The following is a 24,692-nucleotide window of genomic DNA, read 5'->3' as shown; positions in this document are numbered from 1 at the left end:
CCCAACCATAAGAAAAATTCTTATTTCTTATCCGCTGAATTCGTTTGGCTAATGAGTGAAAACCCTTAAATTCGCACCGACGCCGCGCGGAGCAGCGCGTCAAAACGCGCGGGCGCTTCCAGCCCGGGGAAGTGTCCGCAGTCGTCAAAGGCCACCCATCTTGCGGCGGGCACGTCATGCAGCAAGGACTTTGGCGGCGTGTGGGCGTGCGTGCGGTCGGCCCCGCCCCACAAGGCGGTGACCGGTTGCGGCGGCGCGCTCGCGCCTGTGGGGTGCGCCAACAACGCTTGGTAGGCGTCGGCCAGCAGAAACAGGCCACCAGCGTCCACGGCATGCAAGGCTGGCGTGGTGAAAGCTTGGCGCAGCGCTTCGTCATGCCCCGCGGGCAAGGCGGCCCCATACCAATGCCGCGTGGCTTGCCGCCGGAACGCGCACATGAAGCATTGGCCGACCCACGGCGTGCGGATCAGCCCATGCAGATCCGCGCGCCGCGCCCAGCGTTGCGCGTCCGCCAAGGCCGGCGCCTGCTGAAGAATCAGGTGCCTGACGCGCTCGGGATGGCGCGCGGCAAAATCCAGGCCAACGTATGCGCCCAGGCAGGACATATCCAGCACGGTCTCGGTCAGCCCCAAGCGGTCGAACAACTGATGCAGGGTGGCGCTTTGGCTCGCCAGATCGAAACGAAACCCGGGGCGTGGCCGGGAATAGCCAAAACCGGGCAGCTCAAACGCCACCACGCGTTGACCCGCCGCCACGCGGCGTATCAGCGGCAGGCAATGTTCGATGACGTTCGGCGGGTCAGGCACGACCACATAGGCGCCCCGGCCAGAACCGTTGCCGCTGTCGAAGACGCGAATCTGCGTATGCGGCAAATCGATGATGTGGCCCACTGCGTGCGCAGGCAAACGCGGGCGGCGCCATAGCATCAGGCTGAATCGGGCCATCACCGATACCGGCTGGCCGGCAAGCGCCAAAAATCAAACGCGTGCGGATGCCCGCCATCCGCCACGTGAGACAGCCATTGCACACAGTCCCGCCACAGCCCTTCCTCACAACGGCGGGGGTCAAAGAAGCCGGAGTGGCCCAGGCCGGGCCGGGAGGCAGCACGCGCATGGCCGGCAGCTTGAACGTCAAAAGCCGCACGGGCATCACTGGCCACCAAGTGCGCGCGGATGACGGCGGCGTTCACGTAGAAGTGCTCCACCAAGGCGTCCACGGCGGGCTTGGGTGCGTAGACGACATCGTCATCGAAACTCAGCGACAGGATCGGCGCCCGAAAGCGCCGATGCGCAGACTCCAGCCGCCCGCCTTGCGCATCCGTGTAGCCGCCATTCAGCGTCCAGCGCGCGTAGTCGCGGGCCACGCCGCGCTCAAGCCGATGCAGCCCCATCCATTGCAGCGGCACATGCCCGAACAGGCCCAGGCACAGCGGCACGACGCCCTGGAAGAAGGCCAACACCGCATACCGGCGCCAGTCGGGCCACCAACGCCAATAGCCCTTTTGGCATCCCACCGCCAGCATCGCGTCGACCCGGTGCGCGTTGGGCGCCAAGGCGGCGATCTGGCCGCCGATGCTGTGGCAGATCAACGCAATGCGTGGGTGGCCGAATTCCGCGTCTGCCCAGGCAATCATGGCGGCAAGGTCCTGTTCGCCCCACGCCTGCATCGACACGCGTTGCGCCATGCCTGGCGGAATTGCCGACTGCCCAATGCCGCGGTAATCAAACGTCAGCGCGTGCCATCCCGACTGCGCTACATAGGCCGCTAACGAACGAAAGCGATCCTGCGACGCGCCGGTGGCATTCAGGAAAATAGCGACGCGCGGCGGATGCATGGCCACCCTCTCCGGCGCGACGTAGTGGCGCGCGCTTAGGGGAAATTGATCCGCCGCCAGGATGCGCAAGGCGCGCGGCGCAGAAGCGGGCGCCGTCATTGCGCCAGCAGCCAGGCCGACCCGGCGGGCCACAGCGCGCGGCTGCCGCGGCGGAAGTAGCCGAAATGCCCCAGCGCGTTCAAGCCAAATGCCGACGGGGCAAGCGGCCGGGTTTCGACATTGGCCGACGCATAAAACGCCAGCAAGGCGTGAACGGCAGCGGAAGGCGCCATCCAGTCATCCTCGATGGTGTAGGCCAGAATATTGCCGTTGTACGCCTTGAAGTGTTGCCGCAGCGGCTGCCCGGATTCATCGACGATGTAGTCGGGATGGCGGCACCAGCGCGCCCATTCCCGAGCCACGCCTGGTGGCAGATCCGAACTGCCCAGCCCTAGGCGGCGGGCTGGAAAGCGCGAACAGAGCCGCGTCAACACGGGCAGCACCGCAAACCAAAGCGCGGCCAGCCCCAAGCGGCGCGGCCAGGGCCAATAGCGCCAATAACCGCTTTGACTGCTAACGGCCAACATGCCCGCCGCCTGCCGGTTGTTGGCAGCCAGGCCGAACAACTGTCCGCCCGCGCTATGGCCCACCACCAGCAGGCGGTAGCCGGGATGGCGCTGCGTCAGAAAGGCGATGGCGCCCGCGGTATCCGCTTCGCCCCACTGCCGCATCGTTCCGGGTTCTTGCTGGACAGAACGCACACAGGAATCGCCAATGCCGCGGTAGTCGTACGTCAACACGGTGAATCCCGCCGCAGCCAGATAGCGGGCGTAAGCGTCGTAATAGCCCCGTTTGACGGCCGTGGCGCCATTTAACAGCACACAGCGCTGATTCGAATCGGCTGGCGCGTAGAGCGTTCCCGTCAATGTTCGCCCGTCGCTGGCCGCAAAACGCACCACGTCACTTTGAATGTTCTGCTCTTCCTGCATGCCGCCCTCCTTGGCTGCGTTGCGCCGTCGCGCCGTCACCGCTGCGAGCGCCGCGGCTCGGGTTCCGGCAGCGCGGCGTGCACCACCTTGGGACGCCAGAACGTCACGAATGAATGCCACATGGCCTCGAACCAGCCTTCGGTTCGATACGGATACCCGTGCTCGTCACAGAAGCGCTTCACGATGGGGCTGATGGCGCGGTAATGCCTGGGGCTGATGCTCGGGAACAGATGATGTTCGATCTGGTATTCCACGCCGCCGCATAGCAGCCGGCCCACTGGCCCAGTCCGGAAGTTGATGGTGGTGGCGGTTTGCAGCATCAGGAAGTTGCCATTCAGCGTGCTGCGGTCGTACAGGCCCGCGGCAGCCGGATAATGCGCGGGTGCAAACAGCGCAAACGCGGCGTAAGACATCGCGGCATAGCGCAGCAGCGTAAACATCAGCACCGCTTCCAGGGTGAAAAACAGGCAAGGCACGCCCACCCAGACGACCCAGTGCAGCAGCAGCACCGCCAAATCCGCCCAGTGCGCGCGCGTGCGCTTTGCCGGGTCCGCCAGCCGGCGCAACAGATACCGCCAGCTTTGGAACACCACGCCAAAGGCGTTACCCACCAGCATCAACGGCAGAAAATAGCCTTGGTGTGCGTACCACCAGCGATGCAGGCCGCGCGCCCGATGCAATTCGGTTTGGTTCAACGCGAACACCGGCGCCAGATTTGCATCGTTATCCACGCCAACGATGTTCGGGTGCGGATGATGAATCACCAAGTGCTTTTGCCGCCAGTAGTTCGCCGACACCTGGCTGAAGAACGGGTAGCCGAAATATAGAAAGAAGTCGTTCACCCACCGCCGCTTGCTGATGGCGTGATGCGAGGCGGTATGCGCGTTCGTGGTGATACCCATGCTGCCCATGATGATGGCCACAAACGCCAGCACGCGCACCCACCACGCATCTGACGTCGCCAGCGCCGCGACGCCCGCGATCGTCAACCCGACAAACACCAGCCATTCACCGAAGATGGCCCAAGGCGTCCGTTCGCTGAACCCCGCGGCCATGAGCGTATTGCGCAGTCTGGCAAAGTCGCTGTTCGCAGGCATCGCGATGTCTCCTTAAACGCGCTGATACCGGTACGGCGCGTAGTAATCGTTGGTGAACAGCACTTGGTACAACGCGGCCTCGCCCGCCTTCGCGGCCGCAATGCCGCAGCACAGGTAGTATTCCCACATGCGTTTGAAGGCCGCGTCGTAGCGGCTGGCATCCAGCGACGGCGCGTGTGCGCGAAACGCCTCCAGCCAACGCTGCGCCGTGACGGCATAGTGGCGAACCAGGTTTTCCGCATCCAGGATGGCCAGGTGGTGGTTCTCTAGCTGCCGGGTGATTGCCGACAACTTGGGCGTATCCGAACCCGGAAAGATGTAGCGCTGGATGAAAGGGTCGTGACGGTTGACGCGCGTGTTGCACCCGATGGCGTGCACCAGACCGCGTCCGTTTGGCCGAAGCGCTTTAGCAAGGGTGCGGAAATATTGCGGGTACTCGCGCCGGGGAAGGTGTTCCAGCATGCCCACGCTGACGACCCGATCAAACACCCCGGCAACCGACGCGTAATCTTGCAGCAGCACTTTGACGCGGTCGCCCACCCCATGCTGGTTGATCAGCGCATTCGCCCGTTCCCAGTGCGCCAGGCTGTTCGTGACGCCGGTGCCCTTGACTCCGTAGTGCCGCGCCGCATGAATCAGCAAGCCGCCCTTGCCGCATCCCACATCCAGCAGGGTTTGACGCGGCGCCAGTTCCAGCTTCTGGCAAATGCGATCGAGTTTGTCATGTTGAAGCGTGTCGATGTCGGCGTCGGCGTTGCGCGCGTAGCCGCAGGAATACACCTGATAGCGGTCGTGCAGGAACGCATCGAACAGGTCTTCGCCGACGTCGTAGTGGCGGCGCACATTGCGCGTCTTGCCCGCCAGCAGGTTGCCTGCCAGCAACGCCCCATACCGCAAGGCGTAGCGCCAGTGCCGCCCCGTCTTGCGGTCCATCCGCGCCTTGAGGAAGACCGCCAGCACATCCGCCAACCGGCCGTCATCGACATCGAAGCCGCCTTCCATGAAGGATTCGCCCATGCCCAGGTTGCCCTGCAACAGCACGCGCGCGTAGAAGTCAGGCCGGTGAACCCGCAGCACGAGCTCAGCCGCCCCGCTTTGGCCCACCGCGTGACGGCGGCCCCCATCAATGATCAGCAGCGATGCGTCGCGCAGATGCTGGCGCAGCAGGTCAATGAACAGGCGTTCCGCCCGCGACGAAGTGGCCGCCTGCGCCCCTTTCGCCGGAATGGGAAGTTCTGCACCGGTGTTGCTATGCATGCTGAATGCTCCCTTGCCTGATGGCAGTTGAGCAGCAGCTTAGGCGAAATGGACGGCCGTTTTGGCCTTGAACCAGCGTCTGAACGTGAAATCTGAGTCTTCCTATTTCACGCCGCGTGGTGCAGCCCCGGCTCCGCAGGCTTGCGCCGGCGGGGGCTCGTGGCGGACCTTACACCGCTGGCTTCAGCCACGCGGGGCGCGGGGCGGCGTCCAGCCAATTCTTGACGATAAGCCCCAGTTCGGTGTCACCCGAAATGCGCAGGCGCCGTTGAAAGAACAAGGTGTCCGCATCGGTGTCGGCGCGCATCAAGCTCAGCAGGTCCGCCATCGTTGCCCCCAGTTCCAGCTCGGCGGGCGCGCCATGCCACATCGGCCGAAACGCCCCGCCCCGCACCCCGAAACTGCTGCGTAGCCCAAGGTCTTCGATGGTGATGGCGAAGCTGCGCCCTTCCAGTTCGGGCGGCGGCGACAGCCATTTGAAGCGGCGCGCCAATTCCAGCCCGGCCACGAAGTGCATCGATACGAGCGGCGCGGGCAGGCGCCGCCCCACCTTTGCCAGCAGACCCGGAAACCCCATCGCGACGCTCATGCTGCCGTCTCCAGAAGTTCAATGCCCGAGCGGCCGTAGTAATAGCCATTGCAGCGCCCCATCCCTGCGGGCGGCGTCACGGCCCTGGGCTCGCCCCCCGCGCGGATCGCATCCAGCGCGGCAATGGCGTCAAGCGTTCCTGCCGACTGCGGATTCACCCGCATAACTTCGACACCCATGCTGGCCAACTCCCTTGCCTGCGCCAACAAGTCCAGACAGGCGGCGGATTGCACCTGGATGCCGTTGATGCTGAGAAATTCATTGGATTCGCGTGTCCGCATGTCGAGCCCATCGGGGTGTTCAATGCACCGGAATCCGCACTCATCCTTCTTCAAGCGGAAATGGCGCGCGGTAAAGCAGCGCGCCGAAAACGCCAGCGCCATGCGGCCCCACACCAGCACTTCGGCGGCCAGCCCGGCCGGGCGTTCTTCCAGCAGCCGGGCAAGCGTATTGCCATCCATTTCCAGCGGCGCCACAAAGCGTATTGCGCCCAGGCTTGCCAGCCAATGCAGGGTGCCGCCGTGATACGCATTGACGTGCGGCCCCGCCACAAAGGGCCGCCCGCCCAGATGCCGCAGGGCGCCGACTTCACCCGCCTCGATCATGAATTCTTCTTGCGCGCACAGTTTCTTTAACGCCAGCGCTTCCGCGCCCGTTTCGATCAGCGTGCGTCCCGACAGCACCACCGTCTTGCCCGTGGCGCGCAAGTCCCGCGCCAGGTCCAGCCAATCGCCCGCGCGCAATTCGTGGCGGCGGCTGCACACCGTTTCGCCCACATAGAGGATGTCTGCGGCGCTGTCGGCCAGTTCTGCATAGAAATCCAGTGTGTGTTGGCGTGGCCAGTAATACAGCAACGGTCCAACAGCGATCTGGAAGACGTTGCGTTCAAGGGTGGGGTTGGGATTTATTTCCATGGCCGTTCGAATGCGCCTTGCGTGACTTGGGAACCTTCTGCGTGGCGCGCCAGCAAGGCGTTCCACTTGGGCAGCGGCGAAAACCGTGCGGCGTCGGCATGCGCGCTGTCCAGCGCCGCCCGCAGCGTGGACACCACTTGCGCGACATACGCCGGGCTGCGCTGCCGCCCTTCTATCTTGATGGCCGTCACCCCCATCTCCGCCAGGCGCGGCAACAGGCCGATGGCGTTCAGGCTGGTGGGTTCTTCCAGTGCGTGGTCGGCGCGCCCTTCGACTTCGAAGCGGCCTTTGCACAAGGTGGGATAGGCGGCAGGCTCGCCCGGTTCGTATCGATCAATCAGAATGCCCGACAGACGCGCGTCCATCCGGCCCTGCGTTTCCACCCATCGCACGGCGTGGGCGGGTGAACAGACGCCTTTGTTATTCGGGGAATCGCCCGTGGCGTAGGACGACAGCAGGCACCGCCCTTCGGCCATGACGCACAGGCTGCCAAAGCCGAAGACCTCGACTTCCACGCTGACGTTGGCGCAAATGCGCGCAATCTCCGCCAGCGTCAACACGCGCGGCAACACCACACGGCGTATGCCGAACTGTTCTTTCATGAGTTCGATGGCGTCGGTGTGGGTGGCGGACCCTTGTACCGACAGATGCAAGCGCAGATCGGGGTAGCGGTCGCTGGCATAGGCCAGCAAGCCCGCATCCGCCATGATGACGGCGTCCGCGCCCAGGTCGTGCGCGGCGTCCACCGCCGCGCGCCATTCCTGGCCCCTGCCCGCTTGCACAAAGGTGTTGATGGCGAACAGCACCTGCCGGCCGCGCTGATGCGCGAGGTCGACGCCCGTTCGGATATCGCTTTCCGAAAAATTCAGCCCGGCGAAGTTGCGAGCGTTGGTGGCGTTGCGCAAGCCCAGATAGACCGTGTCGGCGCCTGCGTCCAAGGCGGCGGTCAGCGCGGCAAGGCTGCCCGCTGGCGCCACCAATTCCAGGGGATGGGAAGATGTTTCCATGCCTGGCAGTCTAGAGTCCGGCCATCGGCCGGACCTTGTCACAGATCAACATAGCGGCTGACGCGCGAGCCTGCCTACATGGCCGGCTGCGCGTCCGCCGCAATTTTGCGCACCACGTATCCCATCGGCACCCAGCGGTTCTTGTTCGCCACCATCGATACCGTCTCGGTCGCGGGCATGTTGCGGAACTGGGTGGTGAAGATGACGTTCACATATTGCCCTTGCGGCAGATCCACCGGGTCTGTCACGCGCACCACCTGCACCCATTCGCGCCCGGCGTAGCGGCCAACTTCAGTGCGCAACTGGCTCAGATAATCAGACCAGCCCTGCTTGTCGACGCGCTGTTTCATGATGTCGCTACTGGCGCCCCACATCTTGTCCGTGGAACCGGCGTCCGACATCGACACCCATTGCTTGGCGGCCGACACCGCGCTGTCCAGCGACGGGTCCGCGGCCAGCGCCGGCGCAGCCAAGGCCATGGCGCTGCACAACACGCTGGCGCGCACGCCACGAGAGATCAGGTTCGTCTGTTGCATAAGTCCTCGCTATGAAAAGAAAAGCACCGCACTGACAGGTTCACCCCGGCTGGCAAAGGCAATGCCTTGCCAGCCGGCGCACCTTCACCACTGAAAACCTGCCCCTACCACTGCGCCAAACGTGCCGCGCGTGTTCGTGGACCCCGACATCTTGTAGACCCACTTGCCGTTGCCCGACACCGTTGACAAGCCCATCGCAAAGCCTTGCTGGCCGTCGTACGTGCTGCCCGCGACAGAGAACATGCCCCGGCCCGGCAGATAGGCCTGCGCCAACCCCGCCACCGCCATCGCCGTGGCGGTGCCGCCCGACGCGTCGCGCCGGTAGCGGTCCATATCGTTGCGCAGGTTCTGGAACTTGCCGTCGGTGTAAGCGTTGGACTGCTGCACCGCGCCGCCCAAGCCCGCGTTCAGTTGCTGCACGTTGACGGCGTCGTTGTCCTGCACCCCGTCGGCCACATTGCTCAACGTGACCGGGCCGCCCCCATTGCCCAGCGTGATCCGGGAATAATCCACCGCCTTCGTGCCCGGTGTGGTGGCGTACTGCACCGTGCCCTGCTTGGAGGCATTCAACTGCTGCACGTTGACGGCATCCGTCTCTGCCGTGCCCGCGGCGACGTTGGTCACCTGCCGTTCCTGGCCCGCCGCGCCGACCGACACCACGTTCTCGCGGCCCCCGTCCGAGCTGCCCGCGCCCAGCGCCACGGAATTGGCGCCTCGGGACTGCGCGCCATTGCCCAGCGCCGTGCTGCCTGCCGCCGATGCCACCGCCCCCGCGCCGCCTGCGGTAGACTCTGCGCCCGTTGCCGTGGGCGCCGGCGTGGGGCTGGTCTGATTGACCTGGAACATGCCGCTGCCGCCTTGCGTCAATCCGCTATTGACCGTGGCAATCTGCTGGTCGGTATAGAGATTGGCCTGCGTCAGCGCGCCGTCCAATTGGCGCAGGTTCACGGCGTCCGTCGCGTTCTGCGCATCGGCAACGTGGCTTACGGTGCGTTCGGCCCCTGTGGCGCCCACCGACACCGTGCCCGCTATCGTGTTGGACACGCCTGAGTATTTGCCGGTGTAGACCGGTGCTGCCCCCATGTTGGCCACCGCCCCGGCGCCCAACGCCACATCGCCCGCCTGCTGTGCCTGTGCACCTGCGCCCAGCGCCAGGCTCTTGTCGCCGGTGGCGGCAGCGGTGGAACCCAGCGCGACGCTGTTGTCGCCACTGGCCCCCGCACTTGCCCCCAGCGCCATCGACTGCGCCCCATTGGCCAGCGCCGACGTGCCCAAGGCAATGGCGGACCCCAGGGCCGAGCGGGCGGACGAGCCGATCGCAATGCCGTTGGGCGCCGTGCTGTCCACTTCCGCGGCCAGCCCCATCCCGATGCCGGCGTCACCATTGACGATGGCCTCCGGCCCCACCGCGATGGCATCCGCCCCCACCGCCAACGCATCGGCCTTGGTGCTGTCAACGTGGAAGTACTTGATAGGCGTCACGGTGACCGCCGCGATTGCGCCCTGCAACTGGCGCACCGTCACAGCGTCTTGCGCCTGCGTGCCGTCCGCCACGTTGATGACCTGGCGCAGCATGCCCGGCGCACCCACCGAGAAGGCCCCCGGCGTAACGGCCCGTGCAAGGGTCCGAGTAACGGACGCCCGGTCAGAGATAGACCCTTGCCCGATGGCGATGCCGCCATCCACGGTGGCTTGCGTATTCGCGCCCAGGGCCAGACTGCCCGCGCCGCTTGCCTGTGCGTTGTAGCCAATGGCGGTTGCACCTTGTCCCGTTGCGTACGCATCCATCTGCATCAGGCCAGTGTCGTTGGTGCGCTCGTATCGAACCCCTTGCCCATTGACGGCCGGGTCAGTCTTGCCGGCAAAGCTGTTCACCGTTGACACAAGCTGGGTCACGGTCTGGTTCGTGGCGTACAACTGCGATCCATTCACGGCGTCCCAGCTGCTGGCGGCCAGCACGCCCGGCGCCACTCGCGTGATGATGCTGGGGCCGCCAATGCTTCCGTGTGCGGCGGAGTACGCGCCGACGCCGCTGTTGGCCGTGGGGTCCCACATCAAGGCATCCGTGCCAACCTGTCCGATTCGCGTGCTCACCTGCGTCAGTTGCCGCACGTTGACCGCATCCGTCAGGTCGCTGCCCGGCGCCACGTTCGTTACTTTGCGCAGATTGCCCGCGGACCCTACCGACACTTCGCCAGCCGAGCTGATGGTGCCGGCCAAACCGAAGGCGACGTAGCCAGTCTGCGCCCCCACCGCGACGACGGACCCTTGGCCCAACGCCACGTTGGCGCCCGTCAGCCCGGCCGTGATCTTGGCGCCCTGACCCAGCGTCGTGGAATTCGCCACGCCGTTGTCGCTGGCTTGGTTGCCCAGCGAGAGCGAGCCCGCCCCCGTCGCCAACGCGCCAAAACCGCCCGCCGCACTGTTCGCGCCCGATGCCAGGGGTTGTGCAGAGGTCACCGTGGCGTCGGCCACGAGCGGCCCCGCCCGGCCGCTGCTGATGTTGGAAACCAGCGTATCCAGCCCGCCAATCGCCGTGCCCAGACTGCTGTAGGTGTTGCCCTGCACGGTATAGCTGGGCGTCGACACCGAACCCGTGGCCGGGTTGTACACGGAGCCGCCTCCCAGACTGGACGCAACGCTAGAACCCAAAAGCGCTGCCGAGCCCTTCAGTTGGCCGACGTTGACCGCATCGGTTGAGCCACTGCCCGCCGCCACATTGGTGAGCTTGCGTTCCGCGCCCGCCACGCCCAGCGACACCTCGCCTGCCGAGCTTTGCACGGCGCTCAGGCCGAAGGCGGCGTAATTGCTCTCTGCGCCGATGGCCGACACCGCGCCTTGCCCCAACGCCACGTTCGCCCCGGCCAGGCCGGCAGTGATGCTTGCGCCTTGGCCAAGCACGGTCGAGTTGGCGACGCTGTTGTCCGTGGCTTGATTGCCCACGACGGTGGACGCCGCCCCGGTTGCCGACGCCCCAAAGCCCCCCGCCGCGCTATCCGCGCCAGCGGCCAGCGCCTGTATCGTGTTGACGCTGTCGTCCGACACAAACGGGCCGCCCTTGCCGCTGCTGATGGTGGTCACGGCGCTGCTGATGCTGGTCACGGCGTTGTTGACGCTGGTGACCGCATTGTTGACGCTCGTCACTGCCGTGTCCAAACCGCCGATGGCGCTACCCAAGTTCGAATAGGTGCTGCCTTGCACGCCATAGCTGGGTGCGGTGATGGAACTGGTTGTCGGGTCGAAGGTCGAGCCGCCACCCAAGTTGGATGCCACGCTTGAACCCAAGGTGCTCAGGCCGGTCGTTGCGGCGTTGGCGACGCCCGTCAGTTGGCTGACGTTGACGGCGTCCGTTCCTGCGCTGCCCGCTGCCAGGTTCGTGAGCTTGCGCTCCGAACCTGCCGACCCGATGGACACTTCCCCGCTGGAGCTTTGCGCTGCGAGCAAGCCGATCGCGGTGTAGCCGGTCTCTGATCCGACTGCTGCGGTCGACGCTTGACCCAACGCGACGTTCGAACCGGTCAGGCCGGCAGTGATCGTTGCGCCTTGACCCAGCACCGTCGAATTCGCAACGCTGTTATCGGTGGCTTGGTTACCAACAACGGTCGACGCCGCACCCGTCGCCGACGCGCCGAAGCCACCTGCGGACGCATCTGCACCCGATGCAATGGCTTGCGCCGTCGTCACGCTGTTGTCGGAGACGAACGGCCCGGTCTTGCCACTGCTGATGTTCGCCACTGCATTGTTGACGCTGGTCACGGCGTTGTTGACGCTAGTTACTGCCGTGTCCAAGCCTCCGATGGCGCTACCCAAGTTCGAGTAGGTATTGCCTTGCACGCCATAGCTGGGTGCGGTGATGGAACCGGTTGTCGGATCGAAGGTCGATCCCCCGCCCAAGTTGGATGCCATGCTTGAACCCAAGGTGCTCAGCCCGGTCGTCGCGGCATTAGCGACGCCCGTCAGTTGGCTGACGTTCACGGCATCCGTAGACGCGCTGCCCGCCGCCAGGTTCGTGAGCTTGCGTTCCGAACCTACGGACCCGATGGATACTTCGCCGCTGGAGCTTTGCGCTGCGGACAAGCCGATCGCGGTGTAGCCGGACTCTGATCCGACTATTGCGGTCGACGCTTGACCCAAGGCGACGTTCGAACCCGTCAAACCAGCCGTGATCGTCGCGCCTTGACCCAGCACCGTCGAGTTCGCAACGCTGTTATCGGTGGATTGGTTACCGACAACGGTCGACGCCGCGCCCGTCGCCGACGCGCCAAAACCACCCGCCGACGCATCCGCACCCGACGCTACCGCCTGCACTGCCGTCACGGTGTTATCCGACACGAACGGCCCGGTCTTGCCACTGCTGATGTTCGCCACTGCATTGTTGACGCTGGTCACGGCCGTATCCAAACCGCCGATGGCGCCGCCAACATTCGAGTATGTCGACCCTTGCACGCCATACGTCGGCGCGGTAACCGTCTGGCCGACCGGGTCGTAGGTCGATCCGCCACCCAAGTTCGACGCTACGCTTGAACCCAAGGTGCTCAAGCCGGTCGTCGCGGCGTTAGCGATGCCCGTCAGTTGGCCCACGTTCACCGCATCCGTAGACGCGCTGCCCGCTGCCAGGTTCGTAAGCTTGCGTTCCGAACCTGCCGACCCGATCGATACTTCCCCGCTGGAGTTTTGCGCTGCGGACAAGCCAATGGCGGTATAGCCCGTCTCTGATCCGACTGCGGCGGTCGACGCTTGACCCAACGCGACGTTCGAACCAGTCAAACCAGCCGTGATCGTTGCGCCTTGGCCCAGCACCGTCGAATTCGCAACGCTGTTATCGGTGGCTTGGTTACCAACAACGGTCGACGCCGAGCCCGTCGCCGACGCGCCGAAGCCTCCTGCGGACGCATCTGCACCCGACGCTACCGCCTGAACCGCCGTCACGGTGTTATCCGACACGAACGGCCCGGTCTTGCCACTGCTGATACTGGTTACTGCATTGTTGACGCTAGTCACCGCCGTATCCAAACCGCCGATGGCGCCGCCAACATTCGAGTATGTCGACCCTTGCACGCCATACGTCGGCGCAGTGACTGTCTGGCCGACCGGGTCGTAGGTCGACCCCCCGCCCAAGTTCGATGCCACGCTTGAACCCAAGGTGCTCAAGCCCGTCGTTGCAGCGTTGGCGACGCCCGTCAGTTGGCCCACGTTCACGGCATCCGTAGACGCGCTGCCCGCTGCCAGGTTCGTAAGCTTGCGTTCCGAACCTGCCGACCCGATCGATACTTCCCCGCTGGAGTTTTGCGCTGCGGACAAGCCGATCGCGGTGTAGCCGGTCTCTGATCCAACTGCTGCGGTTGACGCTTGACCCAACCCGACGTTCGAACCGGTCAGGCCGGCAGTGATCGTCGCACCTTGACCCAGCACCGTCGAATTCGCAACGCTGTTGTCGGTGGCTTGGTTACCAACAACGGTCGACGCCGCACCCGTCGCCGACGCGCCGAAGCCGCCTGCGGACGCATCTGCACCCGACGCAATGGCTTGCGCCGTCGTCACGCTGTTGTCGGAGACGAACGGCCCGGTCTTGCCACTGCTGATGTTCGCCACTGCATTGTTGACGCTGGTCACGGCGTTGTTGACGCTGGTTACTGCCGTGTCCAAGCCGCCGATGGCGCTACCCAAGTTCGAATAGGTATTGCCTTGCACGCCATAGCTGGGTGCGGTGATGGAACCGGTTGTCGGATCGAAGGTCGATCCCCCGCCCAATTTGGATGCCACGCTTGAACCCAAGGTGCTCAGGCCCGTCGTTGCGGCGTTGGCGACGCCCGTCAGTTGACCCACGTTCACGGCATCCGTAGACGCGCTGCCGGCTGCCAGGTTCGTGAGCTTGCGTTCCGAACCTGCCGACCCGATGGATACTTCCCCTATGGAGCTTTGCGCTGCGGACAAGCCGATCGCGGTGTAGCCCGTCTCTGATCCGACTGCGGCGGTTGACGCTTGACCCAACGCTACGTTCGAACCCGTCAAACCAGCCGTGATCGTTGCGCCTTGACCCAGCACCGTCGAATTTGCAACGCCGTTGTCGGTGGCTTGGTTACCAACAACGGTCGACGCCGCACCCGTCGCCGACGCGCCGAAGCCGCCTGCCGACGTATCCGCACCCGACGCAATGGCTTGCGCCGTCGTCACGCTGATGTCAGAGACGAACGGCCCGGTCTTGCCACTGGTGATGCTCGTCACTGCATTGTTGACGCTAGTCACTGCATTGTTGACGCTGGTCACGGCGTTGTTGACGCTAGTCACTGCCGTGTCCAAGCCCCCGATGGCGCTACCCAAGTTCGAATAGGTAATGCCTTGCACGCCGTAGCTTGGCGCGGTGACGGCACCGGTTGTCGGATCGTATGTCGATCCCCCGCCCAGGTTCGACGCCACGCTTGCACCCAAGGTGCTCAAGCCCGTCCTCGCCACGTTAGCGACGCCCGTCAGTTGACCCACGTTCACGGCATCCGTAGACGCACTGCCCGCCGCCAAATTTGTGACCTTGCGTTCGACGCCTGCGGAGCCCAGCGACACCTCACCGCTGGAGCTTTGCGCCGCCGCCAATCCGATGGCCGTGTAGCCGGTTTCTGCGCCCACGGCCGCCACCGAGCCTTGACCCAATGCCACGTTCTCGCCCGTCAGGCCCGCCGCGATCATTGCGCCTTCGCCCAGTACGACCGAGTTCAGCACGCCGTTGTCGGACGCCAGGTTGCCCACGACGGTTGAACCATCACCCGTTGCCGACGCGCCAAAACCGCCTGCCGCCGCGTTGATGCCCGACGCAACCGGCTGCGCGGCCGTGACATTGCTGTCCGCCACAAAGGGGCCTGCCTTGCCGGTGCTGATGCCTGCCACGGCGGAATCCAGTTGGCTCAGCGCGCTGCCGACACTGCTGTAGGCGCCGCCTTGAATGCTGTAGCTGGGGGCTCCGACTTGGCCGGTGCCCGTGTTGTAACTCGCGCCGCCGCCCAGACTGGTTGCCAGACTGGTGCCCAGGTTGGACGCCGCGCCGCGCAATTGTGCGACGTTGACCGCATCCGACAACGCGCTGCCGGCCGCCACGTTGGTGATCTTGCGGCGGCTGGCCGCCGTGCCGACCGACACTTCGCCGCCAGAGGTTTGCGCGGCCGACAAGCCAAAGCCGCTGTAGCCCGTCTCGGCTCCCACCAGGGCGGCTGAGTCTTGTCCCAACACGACGTTGGAACCCGACAATCCTGCCGCGACCGATGCGCCGCGCCCCAAAATCGACGAGCCCGCCACGCCGTTGTCGGTAGCCAGGTTGCCTATCACCGTCGCGTCCGCGCCAGTGGCCGACGCGCCAAAGCCGCCCGCACTCGCGTTTGCCCCGGATGCCACCGCTTGCGTCGCGGTGACGCTGTTGTCCGACACAAATGGCCCGGCATCACCCGACATCAAATTGGTCAGAGCGGTGTTCGCGCCGCCCAACGCCGCGCCGACGTTGGCGTACGCCGTGCCTTGGATCGTGTAGCTGGGCGCGCTGACCGTGCCCGCCGCTGCGCTGTAGGCCGCGCCGCCGCCCAGGTTCGTAGCGATGCTCGAACCCAGGTTCGACGCCGCGCCACTCAACTGCGCCACGTTGACCGCATCGGTCAACGCGCTGCCGGCCGCCACGTTGGTGATTTTGCGGCGGCTGGCCGCGGTGCCAACGGACACCTCGCCCGCCGAGTTCTGCGCCCCGCCCAGCCCGAAAGCGGTGTAGCCGGTCTGAGACCCCGAGGCCGCCAACGCCCCTTGGCCCAGCGCCACGTTGGCGCCCGACAAGCCTGCGGCAATCGATGCACCCTGGCCCAACACCGTCGAGTTGGCGACCCCGTTGTCCGTGGCTTGATTGCCGGCTACGGTCGATGCCGCGCCGGTGGCCGACGCGCCAAAGCCGCCGGCACTCGCGTTTGCGCCCGATGCCACCGCCTGCGTGGCAGTGACGCTGTTGTCGGACACAAAGGGACCGGCGTCGCCCGACATCAAATTGGTGATGGCCGTGTTCGCGCCGCCCAAGGCCGCGCCGACGTTGGCGTACGCGGTGCCTTGGATCGTGTAGCTGGGCGCGCTGACCGTGCCAGCCGCCGCACTGTAGGCGGCGGCGCCGCCCAGATTGGTGGCGATGCTCGCACCCAGGTTCGACGCCGCGCCACTCAACTGCGCGACGTTGACCGCATCGGTCAACGCGCTGCCGGCCGCCACGTTGGTGATCTTGCGCAGTCGCACGCCCGAACCCACTGACACTTCGCCCCCGGACGTCTGCGCGGCCGACAGGCCAAACGCGGTATAGCCCGTTTGCGAACCTATTGCGGCCGACGACCCTTGACCCAACGCCACGTTCGCGCCTGCCACCCCCGCGGCAACGGAGGCCCCCTGCCCCAACACCGTCGAATTGGCGATGCCGTTGTCCGTGGCCAGGTTGCCCACCACCGTCGACGCCACGCCAGTGGCCGACGCGCCAAAACCGCCCGCGCTGGCGTTTGCGCCCGACGCGACCGCCTGCGCCGCGGTGACGCTGTTGTCCGACACAAAGGGGCCGGCGTCACCCGACACCAAATTGGTGATGGCCGTGTTCGCGCCGCCCAAGGCCGCCCCCACGTTGGAATACGCCGTGCCTTGAATCGTGTAGGCGGGTGCGCCGACCGTGCCGGCTAAGGCGCTATACGTCGCGCCGCCGCCCAGGTTGGTGGCGATGCTGGTTCCCAGGTTGGACGCCGCGCCCGTCAACTGCGCGACGTTCACCGCGTCCGTCAACGCACTGCCGGCCGCCACGTTGGTGATCTTGCGGCGGCTGGCCGCCGTACCCACCGACACCTCGCCCGCTGAGTTTTGCGCTGCCGCCAAACCGAATCCCGTATAGCCAGCCTGCGACCCCACCGTTGCCGCGGAAGCACGTCCCAAGACGACGTTGGACCCGGTTAGCCCGACCGTCACCGACGCGCCTTGGCCCAGAATCGTGGAGTTGGCGACCGCGTTATCCGTGGACTGGTTGCCCACGACCGTGGACGCCCCCCCCGTGGCCGACGCGGCAAAGCCTCCCGCCGCTGCGTTTGCCCCCGACGACACGGCTTGCACCGTTGTCACGCTGTTGTCCGACACAAAGGGGCCGATCTTGCCCGTCACCAGATTGGTCAGCGCCGTGTTGGCGCCGGTCAATGCCGTGCCGACGTTGGTGTAGGTCGTGCCTTGAATGGTGTAGCTGGGCGCGCTGACCGAGCCCGTGGCGCTGCTGTAGGCCGCCCCGCTGCCCAGGTTGCTGGCCATGCTGGTACCCAGATTGTTGATGCCCGAGTTCGCGGCGCTGGCCACGGCCGTCATCTGCTGCACCGTCACCACGTCGTTCGAATCCGAGCCGTCGGCAACGTTCTTGATCTGGCGCTTGGCCGCGGGCGTTCCTACCGAGACGGCCCCCGCGGCCATGTTCGCAGTGTTGTTGAAGGCGATACCGGTGACGGGGCCTGCCGTGCTGGGCGAGACCACGCCGCTTGTCACCACGTTGGCCAAGCCCGTTGCGCCCGCCCCCAAGGCGATGGCGCCCGCCACACCCGACGTCGCCCCGTTGCCCAACGCGATGGCGTTGGCCGCCGAGGCTTGCGTGGCCGCGCCCAAAGCGATGCCGCCGCCACCCGTGGCCGCCGCCGTCCTGCCGATGGCGGTGTCGTTGATACCCGTGGCGCTGGCGCTACCGCCGATGGCGATGGCGTCGGTGCCTGTTGAACCCGAGTTGGCCCGGGTGTTGCTGCCCACGCCCGTGACGGTGGAGTTGGCGTTGAAGTAGTTGGTCGGCGTGGGCGCCGACGCCGACACTTGCTGCGCCACTGCGAACAGCTGAGACCCGTTGACGGCGTCCGTGCTGGTGGAACTGAGCAGGCCGGTCGCCACGCCCTGTATCCGGCGAACCGTGCCCAGGCTCCCCACACTGACCACGCCCGTCGGCGTCACCTGCCCACCCAGGAAATTGTAGGTATTGCCGCTGATGGTGCTGCTGCTGTAGGCGGTTGTACCGGCGGTAATGGCAGACGGGCTGGCTGTCGTGATGGCGTTGCTACCCAGCGCCACCGAGTTCGCGACGTTTGCTGTAGCCAAATATCCGAATGCAACCGTGCCGTCCACCGTCACGTTGTTGCCGGCCAGATAGCCGCCCGCGACGTTGAAGTTGCCGCTGACGTTCTGGCCCGAGCTTCGGCCAATGGCCGTGTTGAAAGACCCCGAGGCTGCCATGCCTGATTGCGCGCCAATTGCGGTATTGCTGCCGATGCTCGCGTTGAGGCCGCCACCCGCCAGATACCCGATGAACGTGTCCTGCGCCGCCATCGCCACCGACTGATCGCCGATCGCGATCGACGAGGCCCCCACGGTTTTGGCTTGCGGCCCCACCGCCACCGAGCTCGCCCCCCCGGCATTGCCCAGATAACCCAGCATGACCGAATTGGCGCCGCTGGCAGCGCCTTGGTAGCCAATGGCGATGGCTTGTCCTGCGGTCGCGCTGGCCTGATACCCCAACGCGATGGTGCTGCCTGCCGTGGCGGAAGAGCCGGAACCCATGGCAATCGACGCTAACCCTGTCGCCGTGTTCATATCCCCGATCGCAACGGCGCCTTGCCCGGTCGCCGGGTTCAGGTTGCCGATGGCGACGGCGCCTCGCCCTGCTGCGACGGACGAGATGCCGGCGCCGAAAGCGCCGTTCCCCCCAATGGCCTGCGACAACGAACCCAGCGCGACCGCGCCCGGTGTCAAGGCCGAGTTGCCGCTGCCGATCGCCAGTGCGCCCGCTGCCGTCGCGCTGTTGTCTGCGCCCACGGCGACCGCGCCCGTACCCGTCGCCGTGTTGGGGTCGCCGATGGCGACCGCGCCATCCCCCGACGCGATTTGTTGGCGGCCAATCGCAACCGCTGCGCCCAGCGCCGTCGCGCTGTTGGCCGATGTGTTTGACGAGCCTATTGCCACGTTCTGGCCGGTTCCGTTTGACGAGACCCCATCGCCCACAGCAATGCCAAACACGCCCGTTGCCTGCGCGCCCCGCCCGATAGCGATACCGGACGTCGCTGCGATGCTTACCGACGACTGTCCGCCGATGGCAATGGCATTGGTGGCCGCCGCGTTGGCGCCGCTGCTCGTGTTGCCGCCCAGCGCGACCGCGCCCAGCGCCGTGGCGCGCGCGTTATTGCCCACCGCCAGCGAGCTGCTTCCGGTGGCCTGCGCGCTATTGCCCAAGGCCGTGTCATTGGTCGGCGAACCTATTGACGCCCCCGCGATGGCGTTGGCGCCCAACGCCAAGGCGTTCTGGTTGTAGGCCTGCGCGTTGACGCCGCCCGCAAAGGCGGACGCGCCCAGCGCATCCGCAGAGGTCCCCAACGCCACGGCACCCGTTGCGGTAGCCGTGCTGGAAACCCCGATGGAAATCGTCGTGTTGGCCGATGCAATTGCGCTCTGACCCAGCGCCACGGCACTGGTACCCGCCGATGACGCGCCCGTGCCAAGCGCCACCGAACCGCTACCGCCCGCCGTCGCCCCTTGCCCCAGCGCCGTGGCGCTGGTGTTGGACGCGATGGCCCCCGCGCCGACCGCCACCGAGTTGTTGCCGGTGCCGCTGGCCCCCGCCCCGAAGGCCGTGGCGCTGGTGCCGCTGGCCACGACCAGCGCCCCCACGCCCGTCGCCGTGCTGCCCGTGACGTTGGCCAGACGCCCCACCGCAACCGAGTTCGAGCCCGTGGCGATGGACGCATCGCCCACCGCGACACTGACGTTCATGGCCGTAGCGCCGAACCCGCCGCCGATCGCGATGGAGTTGGCATCCACCGTGGCCGGTGTCAGCCCGCCAGTCGTAATGGGGCTGATCACCATGCCTTGAATGGCCGTACCCGCCCAGACGGGCCCGGCTATTGCCGCCACCACCATCCATGGCGCCGCCCTCTTTCCTGCACGGCGGATGGCTGCCAGACGCGCGCCGCGGTTGGCTTTCCCCCGGGTCTTCGTCAATTCGGAGACGGCAACCCAAGCACCAGCAATCTCGCTCCACACAAGGCTATAGATCTTGTTCACGGCCACTCTCCATTGACGAATTGCGCCATCCGCAGGCAGTCATTCAAAGCCGATTCAATTAGTAAGAATCAGAGTTTTTTCTCAAACAAATTTCCAGATTGATGGGCGGAATCCTAGTGAGCGCACCGATGCCGACTTGTGTTGTCTAGCAATCACCTGAAACCCGATATAAATATCGTTTGATTAATCAGATAACTGAATTGAATCCATAGGGATGTAGTGCAGTGGCCAGCGCGCAGGCGAACGCAGCCGCCACGCCAAGCATCAGCACAGTGAACACGGTGGAAAGGGTGATGGGGACGGGGTTTGACGCGTCAACGCCCATCAATCAGAACGCGTTTATTGATGGGCGTGAGGTAGATGCCTAAAAGGCGTTGATGCTTACAGGCGATAAAACAAGGAATATCAGAAATGACAGAATTCAGACGACCATTATTGAATGTTCGATCGTAATAATCGCAATATTTGTCTTAGTCGATATCTGTCGGAACGGTCATCATCTGATGCGCCGCAGCGCTATTCCTCAGAATGCAAGCCGTGCTCCACGGCATACACCGCCACCTGCACGCGGCTGGTCAGATTGAGCTTTTTCAGCACGTTCTGCACGTGAATCTTTACCGTGCTTTCGCTGACGTCGAGTTCTCGCGCAATGACCTTATTGCTGGCGCCGCGCGCCAGGCATTGAACGATCTGCGTTTCGCGTGCGGTCAGCCGGTGGCGTTCGGCATGCCCCGGCGCCTGCGCCGCCAGCGTGGCCTGGCCTCGGAATTGCTCCACCAGTTTGGCCGTCATGCTTTCGGCGATGACGGATTCCCCGGCCGCGGCGCGGCGGATGGCGGACGTCAGCACGTCGGCATCAATGTTCTTGACCAGGTAGCCGCGCGCGCCATCACGCAGGGCCTGGCCCAGCTCGTCGGCCTCTTCCGAGACCGTCAGGATGATGACGGCGCACGACGGCAAGTCCTGCGTCAGCAATTGCAGCGACTCCAGTCCCGACAAGCCGGGCAGGTTCAAGTCCAGCAGCACAACATCAGGCTTGAGTTCCTTGGCGCGCTTGATGCCTTCCACGCCATCCCCCGCTTCGGCCACCACCTCGAAATCGGGCTGGCGTTGCAGCAGGAGCCGCACGCCGGAGCGAAACAGCGTGTGGTCGTCGATAAGCAGAATACGGATGGGCATGGTCGTTCGGGTCAGGCGGCCTGGCGTTCACTGCCGGGCAAGGTCAGCGCGACGCGGGTGCCCGCGCCGGGTTGTGATTCGATTTTTATCACGGCGCGCATGCGGGCGGCACGTTCGTGCATGATGTGCAGGCCGACGTGCGCTTCGCCCCGGGCGGCGACGTCGGCGGGGTCGTAACCCTGGCCGTTGTCGGTGATCAGCAAGGTGAAGTCGCGGTCATTGCCAACCGCTACCTGTACGCGGCTGGCTTCGGAGTGCTTGCGCACGTTGGACAGCGCCTCTTGCAGGATGAACAGCACTTGCAGTTGCTGCTCGGGCGGCAATGGCGCGCCTTGGCCGTGGCCGAAATGCAATTCGGTATCGATGCCGGTCTGCCGACGGAAGCGGTCAACGGTGCTTTCAATGGCGGCTTGCAGATCCCCCTGGCCCAGCTTGCTGCGGAAGTTCGTCAGCAGTTCGCGCACGTCTTGATAGCTTTCGTCGACACCCGTGCGCAGCAGCGGCAGAATCTCGGTGACCTCGGCGTCGTCGCCACGCTTGACGGCCGCGTCCAGCATTTGCAATTGCAGGTTCAGGAAGTTCAGGCCCTGCGCCAGGCTATCGTGCAGCCCTTGCGCCACCAGCCCGCGTTCCTGCACCACGGCCAGTTGGCGGGCCTGGGCGCTCAGGCGCCGGTTGTCCAGCGCCACGCCCAGATGCTGGCCCAGTGTTTCCAGCAACTGCGAATCAGACGGGGCCAAGCGGCGTTGCTGGCGGAAATGCAGCGAGTACGACCCCAGCACTTCGTCGCGCGTCACGATACGGAACACGGCCACGCTGGCGAACCCGTCGCGCACGCAGTTCAAGTCCATGTCCGGCGGCGTATGCCGGAAGTCCTGAATGACGATGACGCCCGCCTGGCGCGTGGCGACGCCGCAATAGCAGTCGTCCACCTTCATGCAGTGCTCGGATTCAACCAGTTCGTCTGACAAGCCCACCGACACCACCAGATTGAGCTTTTCATTGTCCGGGTCCAGCGCGCGGATGCTGCCGCCTTCGGCGTCGAATTGCAGCATGACGCGGCGCAGGAAGCCATCGCACAGCGCTTCAATATCGTTAGGCTGATTCAGAAACGCCGCCATGTCGTACAGCGCGCCGATGTCGCGGTTCTGCGCGGCCAGTTGCGCCGTCTTCTGCTCTACCCGCTGCTCCAGGCTGGTGTACAGGTCTTGCAGTTCGTCGGCCATGCGGTTGTAGCCACGCGCCAGCACGCCGAATTCATCCTGGCTATCAACCGGCAGCCGCGTGCTGAAGTCGCGGTCGCCCATCCGTTGCAGGCCATCGCGCAGGCGCAGCACGGGCGCGATGATCCACAGGTACAGCAGATAGATCATCGCCAGCGTGCCCGCGCTGGCAATCGCGGCCAGCACGCCTTGCGACAGGCGCAGCATGGTGGTCTTGCCGGCATTGTCTTGTTCGATCATCCGCACCAGCGTGTCCGCCCGCGACACGAATTCAGGCAGGGTCTGAAGATACGTGGCGGCGTCCGGCTGCGCCAGCGCGGCTTGCGCCGCCGGCTTCATGATGTCGTGCCAGTAAGTGGCCACGTCGCGCCATTGCGCGCGGATCGTGTCGTCGTTGGGTATGAACAGCGGGCGGGCGGGATTGCCGCGCGCCAGACGGGAGATGGTCTCGTCCATGACGGCGACCTGTTCGTTCGTGCGCACCGCGCGGCCCGCTTGCGGACGCATCAGTTCAACGGCGACCCGGTTGGCGCGCATGCGCAGGCTGCCGGTGTCGTTGATGGCGGCGCCCGCGCCTTCCAATTGCCACGACAGCCAAAGCGTCCAACTGATCATCGACAGCACGACAACCAGCGCCGCCAGAGAGCTGGCGATGATGCGCGTGGACAGGCGGTGCCAGGGAGATGGCAGGCCGTCGTCGGCGGGGCGGGTTGATGAGGACGTCATGACGATCAATGCTTACGGTGCGGTGCGGTGCGGTGCGGTGCGGTGCGATGCGATGCGATGCGGCTGCTAGTGTATTCGGCTTCAGTGCGCGGGCTGGCCGGACCCGGCCGCCCCACCTTTCCCCAATCCCTGGCCCAACCCCTGCCCCAACCCCAGCGTGCGGCACACGAAGTCCGCGACTTGTGCGGGGTCGTTCAGCGGCAGGCAGGGTAAAGCGGTGTCCAGCGCCGCGTCGGTCACCACCGCCAGGAAACTGCCGTCTTCCGTATGCAGAGGGGGTTTGCCCAGCGCCGGGCGGTAAACCTCGATGCGCGGGATGGCGGCCTGCTTGAAGCCTTCCACCAGCACCAGATCGGCCGGCGACAACCGCGCCACCTGTTCGGCGAGCGTGGGTTCTGGCGCATTGCGCAATTCATGCACAATCGCATACCGGTACGGCGACGCCACCATCACTTCCTGCGCGCCTGCCAGCCGAAAGCGCGCGCTGTCCTTGCCGGGCGGCTCCATCTGGAAATCGTGGTGGCTGTGCTTGATGACGCTTACGCGCAGGCCGCGCGCGGCCAGCAGAGGCAGCATGGCCTCGATCAAGGTGGTTTTGCCGCTGCCGGACCGGCCGGCGATACCGAACACTGCGCTCATGCATGCTCCGAAAACAAGGGACAGACGATGGGCAAGAACGCGTCCGCCCGCGGCGAGTATGCCAGCAATGCGCCTGCTACCAAGTCGAAATACCAACCGTGCAAGGTCAGGCTGCCCGCCTGCACCGCACGGCGCACGAAAGGCAGCTCGTCCAGATTGCGCAGCGATATCAGGATGGATGCCTGCTCGCAGGCCCGGCGGCGTTCGGCATCGGTGGCGTCGGGCATTTGACTCAGCACGCGCTGACGGGCGGGTTCGGCGATGTCCATCCAGCGTTCCAGGTAATCGGTTTCGCCGTCGCTGCGGGTGCGGTGCTCCATCAGCGCGCGAATACCGCCGCAGTGCGCATGGCCCAGCACGATGATGCGGCTGACCTGCAATTGCTCCACGGCGAATTGAATGGCCGCCAACACGCCTTGCAGGCCCCGGTCGGCACGAGCCGGCGGCACCAGGTTGGCCACGTTGCGCACCGCGAAGATGTCGCCGGGGTCGCAGCCCAGCAGCATCGCCGGGTCCACGCGGGAATCGCAGCAGCCGATCAGCAAGGTGCTGGGGTGCTGGCCGTCGCGCAGGTTGCGGTACAGCGCGGGCGCGGATTCGTAGTACTGCTGCTGAAAGCGCTGGAAGCCGTCGACGAGGCGTTCGATGTCTCGCATC

General features: G+C 65.5%; 14 protein-coding genes. All 14 read right to left on the bottom strand.

Annotated elements, in window-relative coordinates:
* Positions 1–65 precede the first annotated feature (65 nt).
* Complete coding sequence (locus AC1DB0_RS25765) at positions 66–944, bottom strand: alpha/beta fold hydrolase (RefSeq protein WP_476758243.1); 879 nt, start codon at positions 942–944, stop codon at positions 66–68.
* Entirely contained in the window at positions 944–1,933 is a 990-nt protein-coding gene (locus tag AC1DB0_RS25760; protein ID WP_454668799.1) for an alpha/beta hydrolase family protein, read from the bottom strand. The genes AC1DB0_RS25765 and AC1DB0_RS25760 overlap by 1 nt, the downstream gene beginning before the upstream one ends.
* A complete protein-coding gene (locus AC1DB0_RS25755) occupies positions 1,930–2,802 on the bottom strand; it encodes an alpha/beta hydrolase family protein (RefSeq protein ID WP_054427725.1) in 873 nt (290 codons plus the stop codon). The genes AC1DB0_RS25760 and AC1DB0_RS25755 overlap by 4 nt, the downstream gene beginning before the upstream one ends.
* A gap of 35 nt (positions 2,803–2,837) precedes the next feature.
* On the bottom strand, positions 2,838–3,899 hold the full coding sequence (locus AC1DB0_RS25750; protein ID WP_476758242.1) for a fatty acid desaturase family protein: 1,062 nt from the start codon (positions 3,897–3,899) through the stop codon (positions 2,838–2,840).
* Between the two features lie 12 nt (positions 3,900–3,911).
* A complete protein-coding gene (locus AC1DB0_RS25745) occupies positions 3,912–5,156 on the bottom strand; it encodes a class I SAM-dependent methyltransferase (RefSeq protein ID WP_476758241.1) in 1,245 nt (414 codons plus the stop codon).
* 169 nt (positions 5,157–5,325) lie between these two features.
* A complete protein-coding gene (gene ubiT / locus AC1DB0_RS25740; RefSeq protein ID WP_054427732.1) occupies positions 5,326–5,745 on the bottom strand; it encodes a ubiquinone anaerobic biosynthesis accessory factor UbiT in 420 nt (139 codons plus the stop codon).
* Complete coding sequence (locus tag AC1DB0_RS25735; RefSeq protein WP_476758240.1) at positions 5,742–6,659, bottom strand: U32 family peptidase; 918 nt, start codon at positions 6,657–6,659, stop codon at positions 5,742–5,744. The genes ubiT and AC1DB0_RS25735 overlap by 4 nt, the downstream gene beginning before the upstream one ends.
* Complete coding sequence (gene ubiU / locus AC1DB0_RS25730) at positions 6,650–7,666, bottom strand: ubiquinone anaerobic biosynthesis protein UbiU (RefSeq protein WP_476758239.1); 1,017 nt, start codon at positions 7,664–7,666, stop codon at positions 6,650–6,652. Before ubiU ends, AC1DB0_RS25735 begins: the two co-directional genes overlap by 10 nt.
* A gap of 74 nt (positions 7,667–7,740) precedes the next feature.
* A complete protein-coding gene (locus AC1DB0_RS25725; RefSeq protein WP_175168564.1) occupies positions 7,741–8,202 on the bottom strand; it encodes a DUF4019 domain-containing protein in 462 nt (153 codons plus the stop codon).
* An 84-nt stretch (positions 8,203–8,286) separates the two neighbouring features.
* Entirely contained in the window at positions 8,287–20,268 is an 11,982-nt protein-coding gene (locus tag AC1DB0_RS25720; RefSeq protein WP_476758774.1) for an ESPR-type extended signal peptide-containing protein, read from the bottom strand.
* Between the two features lie 516 nt (positions 20,269–20,784).
* Complete coding sequence (locus AC1DB0_RS25715; RefSeq protein ID WP_054427743.1) at positions 20,785–21,447, bottom strand: response regulator; 663 nt, start codon at positions 21,445–21,447, stop codon at positions 20,785–20,787.
* An 11-nt stretch (positions 21,448–21,458) separates the two neighbouring features.
* Positions 21,459–23,396: a type IV pili methyl-accepting chemotaxis transducer N-terminal domain-containing protein gene (locus tag AC1DB0_RS25710; protein WP_054427745.1), complete on the bottom strand. Its 1,938-nt coding sequence runs from the start codon at positions 23,394–23,396 to the stop codon at positions 21,459–21,461.
* An 81-nt stretch (positions 23,397–23,477) separates the two neighbouring features.
* On the bottom strand, positions 23,478–24,035 hold the full coding sequence (gene mobB / locus AC1DB0_RS25705) for a molybdopterin-guanine dinucleotide biosynthesis protein B (protein ID WP_427945558.1): 558 nt from the start codon (positions 24,033–24,035) through the stop codon (positions 23,478–23,480).
* Positions 24,032–24,691: a carbonic anhydrase gene (locus AC1DB0_RS25700; protein ID WP_342065673.1), complete on the bottom strand. Its 660-nt coding sequence runs from the start codon at positions 24,689–24,691 to the stop codon at positions 24,032–24,034. Before AC1DB0_RS25700 ends, mobB begins: the two co-directional genes overlap by 4 nt.
* Position 24,692 lies beyond the last annotated feature (1 nt).

This window comes from Achromobacter sp. 10T422 (assembly GCF_056394065.1).
The sequence above is the reverse complement of the archived record's forward strand: the minus strand, read 5'-3'. Positions and strand labels throughout refer to the sequence as shown.